This window comes from uncultured Formosa sp. (assembly GCF_947500765.1).
In the GTDB taxonomy this organism is placed as follows: Bacteria; Bacteroidota; Bacteroidia; order Flavobacteriales; family Flavobacteriaceae; genus Formosa.
Map to the genome: position 1 here is coordinate 228,054 of NZ_CANMTH010000006.1, position 17,060 is coordinate 245,113.

Below are 17,060 nucleotides of genomic sequence, written 5' to 3' on the forward strand. Positions count from 1 at the left end.
GTATTAAGTGTGATTTGTATATCTATTATAAGTGCTATTCTTTTAAAAAAACCAGAGATTATTATATTTATTGTTTTCTTTACTTTTATCCTAGTATTCATGTCTTTTGGCATAAAGATGTTACAGACAAGAATAAAAATTCTGAAAAGTTCGGAAGGATTATTAACTACCATTTTAAACTCTAATAAAAAAGACTTACAGGCTCCAGGTCCTCAATTTTATTCGAATCCGATGTATTTTCACATCTTCCTAATCGTCTTAATTTTATTAAATTTAATTCTATCTCAATTCAATATAGAAACCTTTAACGACTCGTATTACGATCGCTTTTATGATGATTTAGTTTTTCAGTTTAACGTCGCAATTTTATTCACTATTATAGGCGTTCTTAATCCGTTTTTAGAATTACCAAAACGTGTAACAGATAAAATTAAAGATAGTAACCACAAATTTTATCTGTTTCTTTTAAACAAAACCAAGTTGTTTTATTCTAGAGTATTGGCATGTATTTTAGTTATTTTATGCTTTATCTATAAAGATTGGTTAGTGTTCTCTAATTTTTTTCAAGATAATTTAGTCTTAAAAGGGATAGATATAGCCTTAGTTGTTTTTGTATTAAGTGTTACTTATAGAATGATTACGTATGCTAAAAGTTTTCTACTTGAAAATATTTTTAGAGTTATAAAAACGTTTTCTATAGTCACAACTTCTCTATTTATTTTAGTCCCTCTTGTCCCTTTAACACTGATTACTTTATTTATTTTAGATATAGATGAACGCACATTTAACTTTATGCCCATCCCTTTTATTGGTTTTAATCTTATAATGGTTTATGTAGAATATAGCTTGCATGACAAACAAAAAACCAGCAACTATATAGTATAGTTACTGGTATACATTATTTGATGCTGAACGTATATTATTCTATAAAACGACCTTTCAATTGTAATTCTGCTTGTTTGTAACCAATGTCTTTTACATATTCACTAGTTGAAACATCGTCGTAAACAATATATCCTAGATTTTCGTTAAAGTTAAGAGTAAATAAGGCCGTAGCGGTGTATTCGCCTATTACAGAAGCGTTAGATGTAAACACGTTAACCTGACCTTCTTCATTAGGATCTATCATATCTAAATCATTAGTTAACGTTGAACTAAAAATATTGTTTCCTCCCGTTTCTGGCGTAGTCACATTTGTATATTCTGTAGTTCTTAAGGTAAGTCTAATAGGATAATTTCCAACATTTGTCCAAGTCTCTATTTCTATACCATTATAATTGGTATTTACTGAGGTGTCTGGTATGGTAATTTCAGAATTATTAAATACAATGGGGTGTTCTGTATCTACAATAATTCTGTACACTTTAGAATTTGAATTGTCGGAGTTTGTAATTTTAAAATCTACTGTATTTGGGTAACTAAAATTTATGCTTTCTCCTACAGTTGCAGAATAAGTTTTAAATTCTTCGTCGTTAATTCTATATGAAATACTAGAGCCTTCAAAAGCAATTGTTGGTGTTATATTAGCAAAATCTACAGCCGATGGAAATAAACAAATAACTAAAGAATCTACAGGTTGAATATTTGCTGCTATCACAGAAAAAGTATGGTCCTGAGTTAACATATCGAAACTCGTAATTGCTAGTTCCTCATCTGTAACACCTGCTTCGCTGGAATTGTTAGTATCATCAGAACTACATCCAGAAAATAATAGCGTTGCAATAATTATTAAAGGCAATTGAAGGTGTTTTTTTAAATTTATCATATTTATATATTAGATTAAACATGTGTGGCTATTTGCAAAAGTCTTGCCAAAATAAAAACGTTCAATTCTGATTAAAAAAATAATTGATTATCTGTTTGTTTTAGCCCTGATTGCAACGGCATCCTTTTTTATTTTTTTTATAAAAAAGATAGAGTGAAAAGCAGGTATCAGCTACTAAAAAACGAAAATAATATAAGAGACTTAAAGGTGTTTTTAAATTACCGTTTCATAATGTTCTACAGTTGGAAACGGATCGTAGTAATGATGTAATAAGGCTTTCCATTTTAAATACGCTTCAGAGGTTCTAAATCCAATATTATGGTCGTCCAGAGTATCCCAATTTACCAATAAAATGTATTTATTTTTATTCTCTATACACTTCTTTAAAGTATGATTGTGATAGCCTTTTATACCTCTTATATATTGTCCTGCTAATGCAAAATCTGCTTCAAATTGTTCACTCTGCCCTACTCTAACATTTAAAATGGCTACTTCAAGTATCATCGTATTATGTTTTATTTTTTTCACTTTTATAAAAAACATACGCAGATCCTGCTATAATAAGCATCCAAACAAGTCTGTAAATCCAAATATCCAAGTCCATGGTTAAAAATCGTCCAGTCGCGGCGTTGTTCCAAAAACTATATGCAATTTTAAAAACAGCAAAAATTAAGATTAGTATTGGTACTAATTTATTCATATTATTCTCGGGTATTAAGTAATGTATTTTTAGTTAATAGCTGCTTATTTACAGTAATTTCGAACACCTCTCCCTCTATAGGTTTAATTTTTAATGTGACATTATCACCCAGATCTAAATTAGATTTTTTATTAATTAAATCGCAAATTACAACCTTATTGCCATTAATTTCTAAAATCTCATCTCCGTAATGTAATTTTTGTTTAAGTGCTTTGTCCCACACAAAACCAATAATTAATGTATCGTTTTTAAGCGTTTTATTGAAATTATATTCTGGTACTTCTACATTTATACTGTCTGATTTAGAATTGAAGTAAAAGCGTTTATTAATAAAATCTATGGTTACAACACCATATTTTAATATCTCGGACCCCATTCTTGAATTACGATCGTTTGTTGTGGTGGTTATAACGTTTTTAAATGCAACGTTATTAATTTCGAGTATTGGCAAATGCAATCGGTAATGTTTTTTTACAGGAACATCGCCAAATAAACTAATAGCAGACGCGCCTTCACTTTCTCCAAGAGTATTAAAAATAGACTCTTCAAAAAAGCTTTCATAATTTCTTTTAGAAATATCGTACAAGCCATTTGCACCAGTATCTATTAAAATTTGTTCTTTACCTTTTTTTTCACCTTTTAATTTTACCCATAGATACGGACTACTTTGCGAGCCATAAATTTTAATTTTACTGGAATTCTTCTTATCTAGGTTTAACTTTTTCCGATTATCTGTAATACGTATTTTCTTGTGCTCTGCATCTATTTGTACAATAGAATTTCTAAGCATATTACTACCTATAAAACCATCTACACCAAAACACTCGAATAATGGATTTTTTGATTTATCGAACACTAAAGTCGCTGTGTTTTCGAAAACAATATGTCCCAGTTTTAGTTTATTAACAGATACAACATCTAAGGTTTCTTTTATACCGCTAGCATCTGTAATGGGAATAGATTTTAATAATTTTGGCGAAATTAAATCGTTAATTTCTTTAGATATAATATTCGGAGCACCAGTATCTAAAATAAATTTATACGTTACCCCTTCAATCTCTACAGGCACAATAATTTTCTCTGTTTCAAATTCGAAATCAAAGGTCGATAAATAATTTTTCTGCTTAGTTTCTCCTCTGTTTAAGTCAATATCTTGAGCAAAAACAGCAGAAACAATAAAGAATAAAAGATAAGATAGGTTTTTCATTTTAAGCTATTGGGCGATTTAAAAATACATGTTTTTACTTAAAATTCCTTTTAAATTTCACTTTATAACTGTAATTATTAATCTAAGTATAGATAACATTTACGCCACATTTAATTAATATTGTAACCATGAAGGATAAGACAAAAACACCTTGGCCTACTAAAGCGGCTATGGAACAGGTTTACGACATGAAACTTTGGGGAGAAAATCAATCTGATTTTTATTCTGGAGACGGCTCTCACCATCCAGAACTTGTACACCCATATATAGACGTGTTAGTCTCTTTTTTAAGCAAATTTAGTCCACCACTTGCTGTTTGCGATTTAGGTTGTGGCGATTTTAATGTTGGTAAACATTTAGTTGCATATGCCTCTAAATATACTGCCGTAGATATTGTGCCAAAACTTATACAGCGCAATCAAGCAATGTTTAAAGACAAAAAATTAAGATTTGAATGTTTAGATATTGCTACAGACACTTTACCTTCTGGAGATTGTGTTATTTTAAGACAAGTATTACAACATCTGTCTAACACAGAAATACAAAGCATCTTAAAAAAACTAACCGTTTATAAATATATTATTCTAACGGAACATTTACCTGAAAGTAATTTTACACCCAATGCAGATATTATTTCTGGACAAGGCATTAGACTAAAAAAACAAAGTGGTGTAAATATATTGGAAGCACCTTTTAATTTTAAGGTTAAAAATACAACCCAATTATTAAAAGTGGTCCAACAACAAGCTAAGGGTGTTATTATAACAACATGCTATACCCTTTATTAGGTGCTTGGGTTATTTAAACGCCATGCACACATGTTTTCTAGAAAATCTAAACAAAAGTAAAAAGTCAAGGACGTTTTCTGCTTTAATAAAACATAAGCACCAAAACCTAAACACACAACATTACAACTAAAATCTAATAGCCTAATTATTCTAAATCGTTCTTAGGAGGAATTACATTCTTAAATGTTGGCGGATGCTCTATAATGGTACCTGCACCTTTTTTATTAATCTTAAAAAGAAGATCCTTGGTAGTTGTGAATAAAAGAACAGATGAAAAAGAAGTCTTTAAATATGGTTTTAAAAACAAAAAGGCATCATCTAATGTCATCTCGCTTTCTTCATCTTCGGTTTCTCTAGATTGGTAGCGTAATTTTACTAAAACCTTAAAGCCATTATCAGAATACACTGGTCTGACAAATATATTTTTTAAGTTAGGTTTTCCAATGGTCTTTGCTAAAGTTAATTTGGCAAAAGTACCTTCTTGGCAACTTGCTTCTACTTGTTCCCAGAAAAGGATAAACACATCTTGATAAGGCATAAACTAAAGCGTATTAATAAATTAATTTTGTGCTGCAAATTTACTACTAATAATTCAATTAATAAATCCGATTTTACCTTAATCACACAACCGTAAATAAACAAGACATATCCTACAATTGTGTGCCTGCAAAATTGTATGCAGTAATCAATCAACAAAACACATAGATTACTCCACTTTAATACATCTTAAAAAATAAACATTTTATCGATACTTATACGGGATAAATCAATACATAGGTAAGATAAATAGTACAAATACAAAAAATAACTAAAAAATATTAAATAAATTTTAACACCCTTTTTAGTCTACTTTAAAAACCATCACCCGTTTTTATAACAGTTATTACTTTTATTAAAACCGTTCTAAAATCACTCAACGTATTATATATTAATAGGTTAAAACACACCAAACTTTAAAAGATTAAAACATATATATAAATCTAATGTTTAACGGTTTTAATAATCAAGGAAAAACATTGTAAATACAACTAAATATAGATTCTTAAAATAGTCTGACTTCGTCTTACAGTTATCTAATTTTATTACATTCATGGAAATTAAAACCAATAATTATGACGAAAAATTACCTTTTATTTTATGCTTTATTAACAGGTTTCTTAGCAAATGCTCAAACTCCGAGCCTTGTAAGCGACATTAATCCAACTGGAGATTCGGATGTCTCTTTAGCCTCAGAAAAATCTATGATTGAGTTTAAAGGCAATCTTTATTTTACTGCTAATGATGGCGTTAACGGTAACGAATTATGGAAGTACGACGGAACCAACACCGAATTATTCTACGACATTAACTCTGGAGCTTCTGGATCTAATTGTGATAACTTTTATGTTATAAACGATAAGTTAGTTTTTACAGCAGACGATGGTGTTAACGGTATCGAATGGTGGGTTACAGATGGTGTCGCTGCAAATACGCAATTAGTTAAAGATATTGACTCTAGAGGAGACGGTGTGTATTTCTCTTCTTTTGCTAGCGAATCTACCTTTATAGTTTTTAACGACAAAGTGTATTTTACAGGAATTTCTGAGAACGAAGGCTATGAACTATGGTCTACAGATGGTACTACAGATGGTACAGCTCTTGTAAAAAATATTAGCTTTGATTTTATAGCTAGTTTCCCTGAAGATTTTGCAATTCTTAATAATGAACTTTTATTTAGTTGTAGAGAAGGATTATGGAAAACAGACGGTACCGAAGCTGGTACAGTTGAAATAAATGGTGATGTAGATCCTGGTGATCTAGTGACATTAAATGATAAAGTTGTATTTTGGAATAATAGCAGCTCTATCTGGACAACAGATGGTACTGAAGCTGGAACAGTTGAAATTAAAACAGTAAGCAGACCTACAACAAACAATGCAAACGAAAAAGCGTTTACAGTTATTGGCAACAACGCTTTTTTTGCTGGTAGCGACGATGCTTCTGGTGCAGAATTATGGATTACAGATGGTACAGAGTCTGGTACACAATTAGTTTTAGATGCAGAACCAGGAGACGATGGTTATACGCCACAAAACAAAGTAGTATTTAACAACAAATTATACTACAAAGGTGATAACGGAGTAAATGGAATTGAATTATGGACAAGTGACGGAACAGCTGCAGGAACCTATATGGTAAAAGATATTAAATCTGGAAGTTCTAGTGGTTTTGTATTACCTACTGAAATTTATGCAACAGATAAATATATTTATATGTCGGCGGGAGGTAGTTTTAATACCAACTTATGGATTTCTGATGGTACTGAAGAAGGTACTGAAGAGATTGTAATTACTGAAGATGATGAAAGTAAACCATCACGTTTTTATTCTTATAATAATGGGGTATTCTTTTTTGCTTTAAACAGTTTTAGTGTTGGAGACGAACCTCACTTTATATCTGAAGATGATGCTTTAAGTGTATCAGATTCTGAAGTAGCATATATTCATTTATACCCTAACCCAACTAGCGACTTTGCTATTATAGACAATACAAACAAATCTATAGAAAGTGTTACCGTTACAGATATTACAGGTAAAGTGGTAGATAACATTACCAATGTAAATAACACAACTATAAAAGTCTCTTTATTAAATAAAGAAAGTGGTATTTATTTTATAAAAATTAATACACCATATACATCTGTTACCAAAAAAGTTATTAAAAAATAATAGGTTTTAGCACCTAATCTAAACGTTTAAAAAGCAGTAATTAACTCCGGTTAATTACTGCTTTTTTTATATATTACACTCTACTCCAGCATACATCGTTTGTAAATTACAGCTGCTCTTTAATAAAAATATAAGCCCTTAAAATTAACTGCATCCCGGTCTAACTTTTAATAAACATAACCTCTCCAAAAGGTTAACAAAAAGTACAATTAATTTATACAAATCAGTAACATTACATTTATCTTTAGGCTACAAACCACCTCGTATGGCAACTCTAATTTGTAGCCATATTTCTTGAGGACATATTAATTGAAAAAACAAAACATAATGGGCGTATTTAACAGAAAAAAGCAAAGTAAACATCATAATCTAAAAATAAAAACGCACTACTTAAAGACCACCAAAACGCCAAAAATTATATGCTTACAGCTCCTCTTTTTATCTATTATAGGGGCTAGCTGCTCACAAAAAGAGAATCATCAAGATTACAAACCTAATGTCTACCAAACCTCATTTGCCGGAGACAATCTTAAATTACTATCCAACAATAATGCTAAAACCACTTCTAAAGCAGTAAAGCAAGTCGGTTTAGAGTTGCTTCCCGATCAGGAATTTCAAAAATATTACGGTTTCGGAGCTTCATTTACAGAATCTTCGGCATGGAATCTAGCAACTATACCTGTAAAATCTCGTAAAGAAGTATTAACAAAACTTTTCAGCCCTACAGAAGGTGCAGGATTCTCACTTACACGAACACATATTAATAGTAGCGATTATTCAAACAATCATTACACCTATATTGAAAAAGGAGATACAGACCTTTCTACATTCAGTATACACGAAGACATGAAAGGCTTTACGGGCAATGAAAACGACCAAGTACGTGGCATTGAACTTGTAGATCCGAGTTACGACCTTATTCCAATGATTTTAGAAGCCTCTAGCATTCCTGGTGCCGATTTCAAAATTATAGCCTCTCCTTGGAGTCCGCCATCGTGGATGAAAACAGGTGAAACCTCTGAAATGACTAACGGGTCTTTACTCCCAGAATATTATGGCCTTTGGGCTAAATACTTGTCCATGTATGTAAGTGCATACGCCAAACAAGGCATTACCCTTTGGGGAATGACACCACAAAACGAACCTCTACACGCACACAATGCACAATGGGATAGTAACGGATTTACGCCAGAACAAGGTCGGGTGTTTTTAAGAGACTACTTAGGCCCTCAACTTGTAAAAGACGGACATCTTGACCTTAACGATTTAGATGCCGGATTACACGTCTTAATTTACGATCATAATAAATCGACCATGAACGACTACGTAACACCTACTTACCAAGATCCCGAAGCCTCTAAATATGCATGGGGAACGGCTTTTCACTGGTATACAAATTCCGAATTAAAAGCAAACAATTGGTATGCAAAAGCATTAGACCAGTTACGTACCACTTGGCCTAACAAGGGTATGATTCATTCCGAATCGAGTATAGATATCGATGTCAACGATCCTATTGGTCAATATTGGAGAGCGAGCACAGACTACGCAGGTACCTTTGTCCCTTTCGAAACTTATGCTTACGATATTATTACAGACCTAAACCACGGCACACAAGGATACGTCGAGTGGTGTAGCATACTTAGCGATAAAGGACAACCAAACCCTTACAACAATTTTAATAGTGCACCAGTACTTATTAATCCCGTTACAGACCAAGTTATTTACACACCACTTTACTATTTACTAAGCCACTTTAGTAAGTTTATACGCCCAGGAGCGCACCGAATTGGATTAACAGGCGACACAACAGATGGACTTATATACACCGCTGCCAAAAACACCGATGGTTCAATCGCTGTGGTTGTGTTTAATAAAAACGAAGAGAGTTATCTATTAAACTTAACCTTAAACAACAGTATTTATACTACACAAATAGCACCAAGAGCCATGCAAACCATACTGCTACAAAGCAAATAAACACTAGTAAAATAGCCATACAACAGTTACCAAAAAACAAGCCTTAAATTAGTAAGTAAACAAAAGTGCACTAGTAAATCGTGTTTTACTAGTGCTCTTTTAATTTATTTAAGCTAAAACATTGTGTGTTTTACGGTTATCCGTACTCTTCTTTTAGTATTAAGTAATATATTTAGACATAAAATTAACAATATCCAATTGTTTTATCGGGATAACCCTATGTTTATATTGGATAAAAGGAGTTACCAATAATTAGAAAGAAAACTATGACTGAAAAAGTTAACAAAATAAATAGCCCTTTAACAATCATAGCAATTTTCGCAGCTTTAGCAGAAGTAAATGCTACGATAGCCATAGGATTAATTAATGAAAACCTACATTATATTTTTATTTGGTTCGTAATTGGATTCCCTACTCTTTTAGTAATTCTGTTTTTTATCACGCTAAATTATAACACTAAAGTTATGTATTCACCAAGTGATTTTAGGGAGGATAAAAACTTTATTGATTCTCTTTATGGACAACAATCTGAAAAAAGTAAGTTACCAAAAGTAGACTTCGATAACTTTTCGAAATCATTAGAAAAAATGGAATCAAAACTATTAGAGTCTCTTAACAAAAAAATTAATTCTACTTCAAATGGAACTATTACAAAAAGTGAATTAAAAGAAATATTAGAAAGTCAAAAATCTGAAATAAGACAACTGTCAAAAAATGCAATTGAAAACAGCAATGAACTAGGGTTCACAGTTTCTTCAGATTTAAGGTCTGAATTTGTAAAATGGATTTCTTATCCCGCTTATATTCCAATTATATATGCAATAATAAAAGAGAATACACCAACTGTATCTAAGTTAAAAACTTTAGAGGATAAATACAATTTACCTGAAAGATGGGATGAATCTGGATTACTTGGTTTGGAAGAGATTGTAAGTATCAAGAACGATAAAATAATTATTGATAATGAAACGAAGGAAATGTTAATTAAGTGGGTTAATGCAAATGAAAAAACGATACTCTCAATAATAAAATCATTTGACGGAAATACTGAAAAAGACGGAGAGCGTAGTGCAATAAATGAAGTTGCTAGATTAAAAGCACAAAAACTCAAAATATAATAACTATTGGTAACACCGTATATAATTTATTGCTAGTTCTAGCCTACTTACGAAAATCCTCGCGGACTTTCTTGGTCGGTAATTATTTACTAAATTAGTTGCTTGAAACACGCAACAAACCATATACAAACACGTTGCCCACATTTATGAAAAAATTGATTAAGTACTCAACTTTGATATTTATGATTATTCTTTTCGGATGTGTAAACGATAATTCTAAATCTAATAAACAATCTGAATTTGAAAGTCAACACTCTGACCAAAAAATGCTTGGGATACTTGATGAGATGTCTGAAATCGAATTTTTACGAGAAGATAATAAATATGGTGAATGGGGTGGAGATATTGACTTAATTAGAATTTACCGCTATAATGATAATACTTATGCTGATTATCTTAGATATGTAGGTAGAAATATCCCACTGCCACCCCCAGGTGAAATGGATAAAAAATGGTATGAATATAAAACTCTTGAAACTAAAATTGATAGTATTAAATTAAGTATAAAAGAAAAACAACTAATTGAAATATCAATTATTAATCTTCTAAAAAACAAACTTAGAAATGAAAATATACCGTTTGATGGGATTTATAATAGCGTAATTTCTAAAGATTCAAGTATTGTTATTATGGATTACAATTCATTTGATTGGAAATCTTTTGTTGAATTGAAAACTTCACTGAAGAAAAAATAACTGTAGGCAACACTGTATAAAAATAATGCTAAATTAGGTGCTTAATCGAGAGTTCGTGCTATTTTGTTACGTCTGATTTTCCTTCTGAAAATCCTCGCACACAAAACCGCACTATTTTTATACGAGAACGTTAGTAGTAATTTGAGCGATGAACAAAACGACTATATATTTTGGAATATTTCTTGTCTTGGTAATTAGCATTTATTTCCTAACAAGTTTAAACTTTGAAAAGTCAAATAATGGTATGTTTAATTTTGGAGCTTTTGCTATAGAATTACCAACCGATTGGAGAAAAGTGGAGTTTGACGGTATTGACAGCAAGGTTGGAGGTATTACAAACGGAATTGACTCATTGACTTTTGATTATGGTTGGTATTCTTATCCATTGAATAAAGAGAATAAAGAAACCCAACTTTTCGCTACGGACACAATAAATGGAAAAATAGCTTATATAACCAAGCCGATAAAAACTGGAAACGGAACTATTGGAATTTATATAGAAAACGCTTTTAAGGAAAATCACTTTAACTTAATCGGTAAAGACATTGAAAATGAAAAACTGATTTTGGATATTTTCAAATCAATAAAGTTTATGGATAGTGACACACTTCTAAACTCGAAGCAAATTGAATTTAAAATAAAATAAAAAACTGGTGCTAACATCGTGTATAAAAAATTGCTACATTAGTCTTTAAATAATGGTCGTTGCACTTTTGTTACGTCTGATTTTCCTGCGAAAAATCCTCGCACACAAAACCGTTACCCAACATATAAAAAACTCAACACAATGAATAACAAAATATTTAAATACGGAATCACAATCGGATTGATAATAAGTATAATCGGACTTGTCTTCTTAAAAACAGATTTACTGACTGAAAATCAAACAAACATTGTAAATATAATTTATAAAATAACTCTTATACTTTCAACTATATTCATTCTAACGAAAAGCTTGTTTATAAAAGAAAAATTTAATCAAATTCTCAAAGTAGTTGGAATTATATTTCTATTAATACTCTCAATGAATTTATTAAAGGAATTTAGTAATTACGAAATTGAATCAATAAGAATTATTTCATACATACTATTTTGTAGTTTATTAGTTATGTACATTTCTCATTTTATGAAAAAAGAAGACAAGAAACAATTAGACTATTTAAAACTTGCATTCGTAATACTCTTGTTTGTTGGGGGATTTTTAAACGTAATGAATGTATTACCAATTAATTTAAAGTATTTGTCTGGAGGTCTTTTTTGGATTGTTGTTATAGAAATGCTTTATTTAAATCACGAAAAAGAAAACGGAATGAAAAAATACGTTGGATAACACCGTATAAAAATAATGCTTAGTTTATTGCTTAATCAAGAGTCCGTGCGCTTTTGTTATACATAAACGTTACCTGCAATATCTCAAACTCACGATTATAATTAATAAATGGAAAGATTATTAACATCGTTAGAAATCGAATCAATAAATTCGGAATATCGAACCAATCCAATTTATCGCTATTATATTGGCAGAAAAATGTATCGAGAAGCTTATCCAATTACTGAAATACTATCTGTTTCTGATAAAACTAACCTGATAATGGTTAAAGGTAATTCTGACACAGGTTATGACCATATACGAGAAAGACATAATTTTTTCACTACAGAAGTTTATACTGTCAAAGAAAAGAGTGGTCATCATAGGTTTCAACATCCGAATAAGTTTCCACCAAATATTGCTCCTATAGATTTTATAAGAATTGCTGATTCCATTTATCATCCTCAAAATGAAATTATCGAAAATGAACATTCTGGAGCTCAGTTTTTTGATCTATATAGAGCATCGATAATATTTCCTGGCTATGATAAGCCTGAGTCAGTTAATCTTTTAATATATAAAAACACTAAAATTATTCACACACTTTATCCTAAAAGAGATGCATTCGAAAGAAAAATTAAAAAAATAAAAGGCTTTCTATTTCATCGCGACAAAGTTGAAATAGAATTTTCTGGAAATAACAAATATTTACAAATTAGAATACCATACATAAACGTAAATAGAAAATTGTGGTACGCTATATTTATTGATAAAGATTTTAATACGAATATTGAATATTGGTCAATTTTAGTTTTTTTAGGCCATCATATTTCTAAATATAAAATTGATTATGTTCAACAATCTCTTGTTAAATCGAATCTTTATAGAGCAACATACCAATATGCTGATTTAAGAGTGGCTGAAAGTTTTATAAAGGACTTTGATGAAAAATTAAAAAAAGGAACAGTAACATTACCAAATAAAAAAAAATAAAACATATAACACCGTGTATAATTAATGGCTAGTTATCGCCTACTTACGAAAATGACAAAGTAATTAGAAGGTACAATGAACCTTTTAAATTGAAAATTTTAGCCGAACTTACAATAGGTAAATAGCACCAAGAGCCATGCAAACCATACTGCTAAAAAGCAAATAAACACGAGTAAAATAGCCATACAACAGTTACCCAAAAACAAGCCTTAAATTAGTATGTAAACAAAAGTGCACTTTTAATTTACTTAAGCTAAAACATTGTGTGTTTTACGGTTACCCGTACTCTTCATTTAGTATTAAGTAATATATTTAGACATAAAATTAACAATATCCAATTGTTTTATCGGGATAACCCTATGTTTATATTGGATAAAAGGAGTTGGCATTCATTGCAAGAAACATCCTGCATAACATAAACTTAAATTGATAAATCATGAAAGTAATCCTACCTAGCCATTTTAATTTAAACGAAAAGATTGGCAAAGATTTCGTTTATCAATTAGGATTTGACAAGCAGAAAATAGACGGAACAATTCAAGAATATACTTATAATAGAGTAAATGGCTATGTGTTGACCGAAAATGGTGGTAGAGAAATATTAGTTGCTTCAAGAAAGAATTGGTCGGCAAATGACCGTTTTGATTATGTTCTTCAAGCAAAAGACTTTGATAATATTAATGAAGGTGATTTCAGTAATTACATTTGGCTAAAGCATCCCGATTTTGCAGAACCAAATACATTTAACGAAGTAAAAGAATCTTATAATGGAGCATTCTCATTTAAGCAAGAAAATTTAGAAGAAGGAATCGAAGGTCTTCGTTCTCCTCAAATTGGTGGTATATATGCAACTCTAGCACATTGGCAGATTGGTTCAGAACCTGCAACTATTGTAATGCCCACAGGAACTGGTAAAACGGAGACAATGCTTTCCTTGTTGATTGCTGCGAATTGTGAAAGAATACTTATCATTGTTCCATCAGAAGCATTACGCTCTCAATTAGCTAAGAAGTTTATAGCTTTAGGTTTATTGAAACATTTAGGCATAGTAAATGAAGATAGCCTTTATCCTAGAGTTGGAATTCTGAAGCACCGCCCTCAAACAGAACAGGAGGTCAATGATTTCTTTGAAAATTGTAATGTGATTATTACGACTATGAGTGTTGTAGGGCAAATTAGCCCTCAAATCCAAACAAGAATTTCAGAATACTGTTCTCATCTATTTATTGATGAAGCACATCACATTGCAGCAAAAACATGGAGGAAGTTCATTGAAGCTTTTAAAGAGAAGCATATATTACAATTTACAGCTACACCATTCCGAAATGACGATAAATCAATTGGAGGAAAGATTATATTCAATTACCCACTGAATAAAGCACAAGAAGAGGGTTATTTTAAGAAAATCGATTATTACCCAATATACGAGTTTAACTCCTCTGACTACGATAGGTCAATAGCAGAAAAAGCAGTTGAAATATTAAGAGCAGATTTAGCAAATGGGAATAACCACATTCTTATGGCAAGAGTGAATTCTACTTCTCGTGCTAATGAAGTGTACGAAATCTACAAAGAATATGAGGATTTAAATCCTATTCAAGCACATACAGGATTAAAAAATGAAGAACAGAAAGAAGCTATTCGTAAAATCTTAAATTATGAAACTCGCATTATAATATGCGTTGATATGTTTGGTGAAGGTTTTGATATGCCTGAATTGAAAATTGCAGCATTTCATGATGTAAAGAAAAGCTTGCCAATAACATTACAATTGGCGGGTAGGTTTACACGGACAAATAGAGATAATAATCTAGGGAATGCCTCTATAGTAGTTAATCTTGCCAATGTGGAGGTAACAGAAGAATTACAATCATTATATTCGCAAGATTCTGATTGGAATCAAATCTTACCTGTTATCTCTGATGAAAATTCAAGAGAGCAGGAAAGTCTTTTTGAATTCATGCAAGGATTTGATAAATTTCCCGATGAAATACAGCTCCAAAATATCAGACCAGCATTAAGTACTGTTGTGTACAAAACAAATACTGAAACTTGGCAGCCTAATAACTTTGAAAAAGGAATTATAGGTATTGATAATTTCGACCAAGTTTATTCTGATATAAATAGCGAAAAAAGAACACTGGTGATTGTAACAGGAAATAGAGTTCCTGTTAAATGGGGAGACTTAAAAGATATTTTTCGATTAGAGTGGACTTTATATGTTGTTTATTGGAATCAAGACCAGCAACTACTTTACATTAATTGTTCTGCAAATGGGAGCATGTTCGAAAAACTTGCAGAGGCGGTATCATTAGGAACAGCTTCTCCGATAAATGCCGAAGACGTTTATCGGAGTTTAGGGAAAATCACAAGGTTAAAAATAAATAATGTTGGATTAAAAGAGCAATTAGGAAAGCAAAAAAGTTTCACGATGCATACAGGTGAAGATGTAGAACCAGCTCTTAGCCCTGTTCAATTACTCAATAAAATTAAATCTAATATATTCGGAGTTGGATTTGAAAACGGTGATAAAGTTTCTATTGGCTGCTCTTATAAAGGGAGAGTTTGGACTAGGAAGAATGGTAACATTGAAGAGCTTATAAATTGGTGTAATTATACTGGTGACAAACTACTAGATGAAACAATAGACCCCAATACAATTTTAAGTGGAGCAATTTACCCACATAAAGTTGATAGCCGCCCAGAGCTAATGCCAATTACGGTTGAATGGAATGATGAAGTTTATAAAAAGAATGAACAAGCTGTTTCTATAGTTCATAATGATTTTTCTTATCCTCTCGATTCATTTGAATTAGAATTACTTAATCCTTTAGAAACGGGGGACATAAACATTGTTCTTTATAATGAAAGATTTAGGTCAGTTTATAGATTGGAAATAAATGCGGATAATTTTGATTTTATTAACGTTGAAAATCCTTGTTTTATAAAATTTGGAGCAACTGCACATCGCTTATCAGAATACTTTTATAGTTACTCACCTATTATTCGATTTTTAAATGGTGCATGGCTAGAAGGAAATCAATTTGTCGATTTCGTTTTTGATGGAAGTTCATATGAACGTAATAAAATTAAAGCATGGGATTGGACAGGTGTTAATATTAGAGAGGAATCTCAAGGAGAGCAAAAAGCTACTGGTAATATACAGCACAAAGTAATTACGGTACTACAGGAAAAGGATTTTGATATAATCTTTGATGATGATAGTTCTGGAGAGGCTGCAGATTTGATTACAGTAAAAGTTGACGATATTGCTAAGAAAATAATTATTGAATTGTATCATTTAAAATATTCGCATGGAGAAAATGCAGGTGCTAGGATAAGTGACTTGTATGAAGTTTGCGGACAAGCACAAAAAAGTGTGTTTTGGAAGGGGAAAGGTGGTTTTGCATTGTTTAAACATTTGATTCAAAGGGAATCAAGGAGAGTATCAAATGGTAAAAATTCCCGTTTTGAAAAAGGCACTATTGAGAACTTAGCAGTAATAAAAGAAAAAAGTAAACGATTTTATAAAACTGACTTTAAAATTTATATAGTTCAGCCAGGTTTATCGATAGAAAGAGCTTCCGAACAACAATTAGAACTATTAGCTGTAACCGAAAATCACCTTTTAGAAACTTATAAGATTGATTTAGAGGTGATAGCAAGTGAATAAACAACGAAATGCCAACAATGTATAAAAATAATAGCCGGGATAGCAGTAAATTCAAGGGTTGTAGCCCGCTTCAACTTTTGTGTAACTTGACAGGAAAGTGCCACGCAATCGGCTACTATTCTTA

15 protein-coding genes are annotated in these 17,060 nt (G+C 31.2%); 10 read left to right on the plus strand and 5 right to left on the minus strand.

Features of this window, described 5'->3' with window-relative positions; genetic code table 11:
- Window positions 1–117 precede the first annotated feature (117 nt).
- Entirely contained in the window at window positions 118–885 is a 768-nt protein-coding gene (locus tag Q1B05_RS12705; protein ID WP_299781230.1) for a hypothetical protein, read from the plus strand.
- A gap of 34 nt (window positions 886–919) precedes the next feature.
- Here Q1B05_RS12705 and Q1B05_RS12710 read toward each other — a convergent pair whose 3' ends face one another.
- The 4 genes from Q1B05_RS12710 to Q1B05_RS12725 all read right to left on the minus strand — a co-directional run bounded on the left by Q1B05_RS12710 (window position 920) and on the right by Q1B05_RS12725 (window position 3,672).
- Window positions 920–1,765 carry a hypothetical protein gene (locus Q1B05_RS12710; RefSeq protein ID WP_299781232.1) on the minus strand — a complete coding sequence of 282 codons (846 nt, stop codon included), beginning with the start codon at window positions 1,763–1,765 and terminating at the stop codon, window positions 920–922.
- Window positions 1,766–1,978: 213 nt separating this feature from the next.
- The gene (locus Q1B05_RS12715) at window positions 1,979–2,269 is read right to left on the minus strand and encodes an antibiotic biosynthesis monooxygenase (protein WP_299781234.1); all 291 of its coding nucleotides are present in this window, start codon (window positions 2,267–2,269) and stop codon (window positions 1,979–1,981) included.
- A gap of 4 nt (window positions 2,270–2,273) precedes the next feature.
- Window positions 2,274–2,465, minus strand: a complete 192-nt coding sequence (locus tag Q1B05_RS12720) for a hypothetical protein (protein ID WP_299781236.1) — start codon at window positions 2,463–2,465, stop codon at window positions 2,274–2,276.
- A 1-nt stretch (window position 2,466) separates the two neighbouring features.
- Entirely contained in the window at window positions 2,467–3,672 is a 1,206-nt protein-coding gene (locus Q1B05_RS12725; protein ID WP_299781238.1) for an aspartyl protease family protein, read from the minus strand.
- 128 nt (window positions 3,673–3,800) lie between these two features.
- Between Q1B05_RS12725 and Q1B05_RS12730 the strand changes: the two genes are divergently transcribed.
- Window positions 3,801–4,460 carry a class I SAM-dependent methyltransferase gene (locus Q1B05_RS12730; RefSeq protein WP_299781240.1) on the plus strand — a complete coding sequence of 220 codons (660 nt, stop codon included), beginning with the start codon at window positions 3,801–3,803 and terminating at the stop codon, window positions 4,458–4,460.
- A 145-nt stretch (window positions 4,461–4,605) separates the two neighbouring features.
- Here Q1B05_RS12730 and Q1B05_RS12735 read toward each other — a convergent pair whose 3' ends face one another.
- On the minus strand, window positions 4,606–4,998 hold the full coding sequence (locus tag Q1B05_RS12735) for a hypothetical protein (RefSeq protein WP_299781242.1): 393 nt from the start codon (window positions 4,996–4,998) through the stop codon (window positions 4,606–4,608).
- 574 nt (window positions 4,999–5,572) lie between these two features.
- On the opposite strand from Q1B05_RS12735, the gene Q1B05_RS12740 reads away from it, so the two are divergent.
- From Q1B05_RS12740 to Q1B05_RS12775, 8 genes are all read left to right on the plus strand, one after another.
- On the plus strand, window positions 5,573–7,168 hold the full coding sequence (locus tag Q1B05_RS12740) for a T9SS type A sorting domain-containing protein (RefSeq protein WP_299781244.1): 1,596 nt from the start codon (window positions 5,573–5,575) through the stop codon (window positions 7,166–7,168).
- A gap of 327 nt (window positions 7,169–7,495) precedes the next feature.
- Window positions 7,496–9,148, plus strand: a complete 1,653-nt coding sequence (locus tag Q1B05_RS12745) for a glycoside hydrolase family 30 protein (protein WP_299781246.1) — start codon at window positions 7,496–7,498, stop codon at window positions 9,146–9,148.
- Window positions 9,149–9,414: 266 nt separating this feature from the next.
- Window positions 9,415–10,266, plus strand: a complete 852-nt coding sequence (locus Q1B05_RS12750) for a hypothetical protein (protein WP_299781248.1) — start codon at window positions 9,415–9,417, stop codon at window positions 10,264–10,266.
- A 146-nt stretch (window positions 10,267–10,412) separates the two neighbouring features.
- A complete protein-coding gene (locus Q1B05_RS12755) occupies window positions 10,413–10,961 on the plus strand; it encodes a hypothetical protein (RefSeq protein WP_299781251.1) in 549 nt (182 codons plus the stop codon).
- A 148-nt stretch (window positions 10,962–11,109) separates the two neighbouring features.
- The gene (locus Q1B05_RS12760) at window positions 11,110–11,607 is read left to right on the plus strand and encodes a hypothetical protein (protein WP_299781253.1); all 498 of its coding nucleotides are present in this window, start codon (window positions 11,110–11,112) and stop codon (window positions 11,605–11,607) included.
- Window positions 11,608–11,748: 141 nt separating this feature from the next.
- Window positions 11,749–12,291, plus strand: a complete 543-nt coding sequence (locus tag Q1B05_RS12765) for a hypothetical protein (protein WP_299781255.1) — start codon at window positions 11,749–11,751, stop codon at window positions 12,289–12,291.
- 108 nt (window positions 12,292–12,399) lie between these two features.
- On the plus strand, window positions 12,400–13,263 hold the full coding sequence (locus Q1B05_RS12770) for a hypothetical protein (RefSeq protein WP_299781257.1): 864 nt from the start codon (window positions 12,400–12,402) through the stop codon (window positions 13,261–13,263).
- Between the two features lie 436 nt (window positions 13,264–13,699).
- Window positions 13,700–16,936 (plus strand): DEAD/DEAH box helicase family protein, encoded by a 3,237-nt coding sequence (locus tag Q1B05_RS12775; protein ID WP_299781259.1) that lies wholly within the window; start codon window positions 13,700–13,702, stop codon window positions 16,934–16,936.
- Window positions 16,937–17,060: the final 124 nt, after the last annotated feature.

What these genes read in the sequence shown, in the direction of transcription:
- Q1B05_RS12710 (WP_299781232.1), bottom strand. Translation starts at nt 1,765, where the DNA reads ATGATAAATTTAAAAAAACACCTTCAATTGCCTTTAATAATTATTGCA.
- Q1B05_RS12765 (WP_299781255.1), top strand. Translation starts at nt 11,749, where the DNA reads ATGAATAACAAAATATTTAAATACGGAATCACAATCGGATTGATAATA.
- Q1B05_RS12770 (WP_299781257.1), top strand. Translation starts at nt 12,400, where the DNA reads ATGGAAAGATTATTAACATCGTTAGAAATCGAATCAATAAATTCGGAA.
- Q1B05_RS12750 (WP_299781248.1), top strand. Translation starts at nt 9,415, where the DNA reads ATGACTGAAAAAGTTAACAAAATAAATAGCCCTTTAACAATCATAGCA.
- Q1B05_RS12740 (WP_299781244.1), top strand. Translation starts at nt 5,573, where the DNA reads ATGACGAAAAATTACCTTTTATTTTATGCTTTATTAACAGGTTTCTTA.
- Q1B05_RS12735 (WP_299781242.1), bottom strand. Translation starts at nt 4,998, where the DNA reads ATGCCTTATCAAGATGTGTTTATCCTTTTCTGGGAACAAGTAGAAGCA.
- Q1B05_RS12730 (WP_299781240.1), top strand. Translation starts at nt 3,801, where the DNA reads ATGAAGGATAAGACAAAAACACCTTGGCCTACTAAAGCGGCTATGGAA.
- Q1B05_RS12760 (WP_299781253.1), top strand. Translation starts at nt 11,110, where the DNA reads ATGAACAAAACGACTATATATTTTGGAATATTTCTTGTCTTGGTAATT.
- Q1B05_RS12755 (WP_299781251.1), top strand. Translation starts at nt 10,413, where the DNA reads ATGAAAAAATTGATTAAGTACTCAACTTTGATATTTATGATTATTCTT.
- Q1B05_RS12720 (WP_299781236.1), bottom strand. Translation starts at nt 2,465, where the DNA reads ATGAATAAATTAGTACCAATACTAATCTTAATTTTTGCTGTTTTTAAA.
- Q1B05_RS12775 (WP_299781259.1), top strand. Translation starts at nt 13,700, where the DNA reads ATGAAAGTAATCCTACCTAGCCATTTTAATTTAAACGAAAAGATTGGC.
- Q1B05_RS12705 (WP_299781230.1), top strand. Translation starts at nt 118, where the DNA reads ATGTTACAGACAAGAATAAAAATTCTGAAAAGTTCGGAAGGATTATTA.
- Q1B05_RS12725 (WP_299781238.1), bottom strand. Translation starts at nt 3,672, where the DNA reads ATGAAAAACCTATCTTATCTTTTATTCTTTATTGTTTCTGCTGTTTTT.
- Q1B05_RS12715 (WP_299781234.1), bottom strand. Translation starts at nt 2,269, where the DNA reads ATGATACTTGAAGTAGCCATTTTAAATGTTAGAGTAGGGCAGAGTGAA.
- Q1B05_RS12745 (WP_299781246.1), top strand. Translation starts at nt 7,496, where the DNA reads ATGGGCGTATTTAACAGAAAAAAGCAAAGTAAACATCATAATCTAAAA.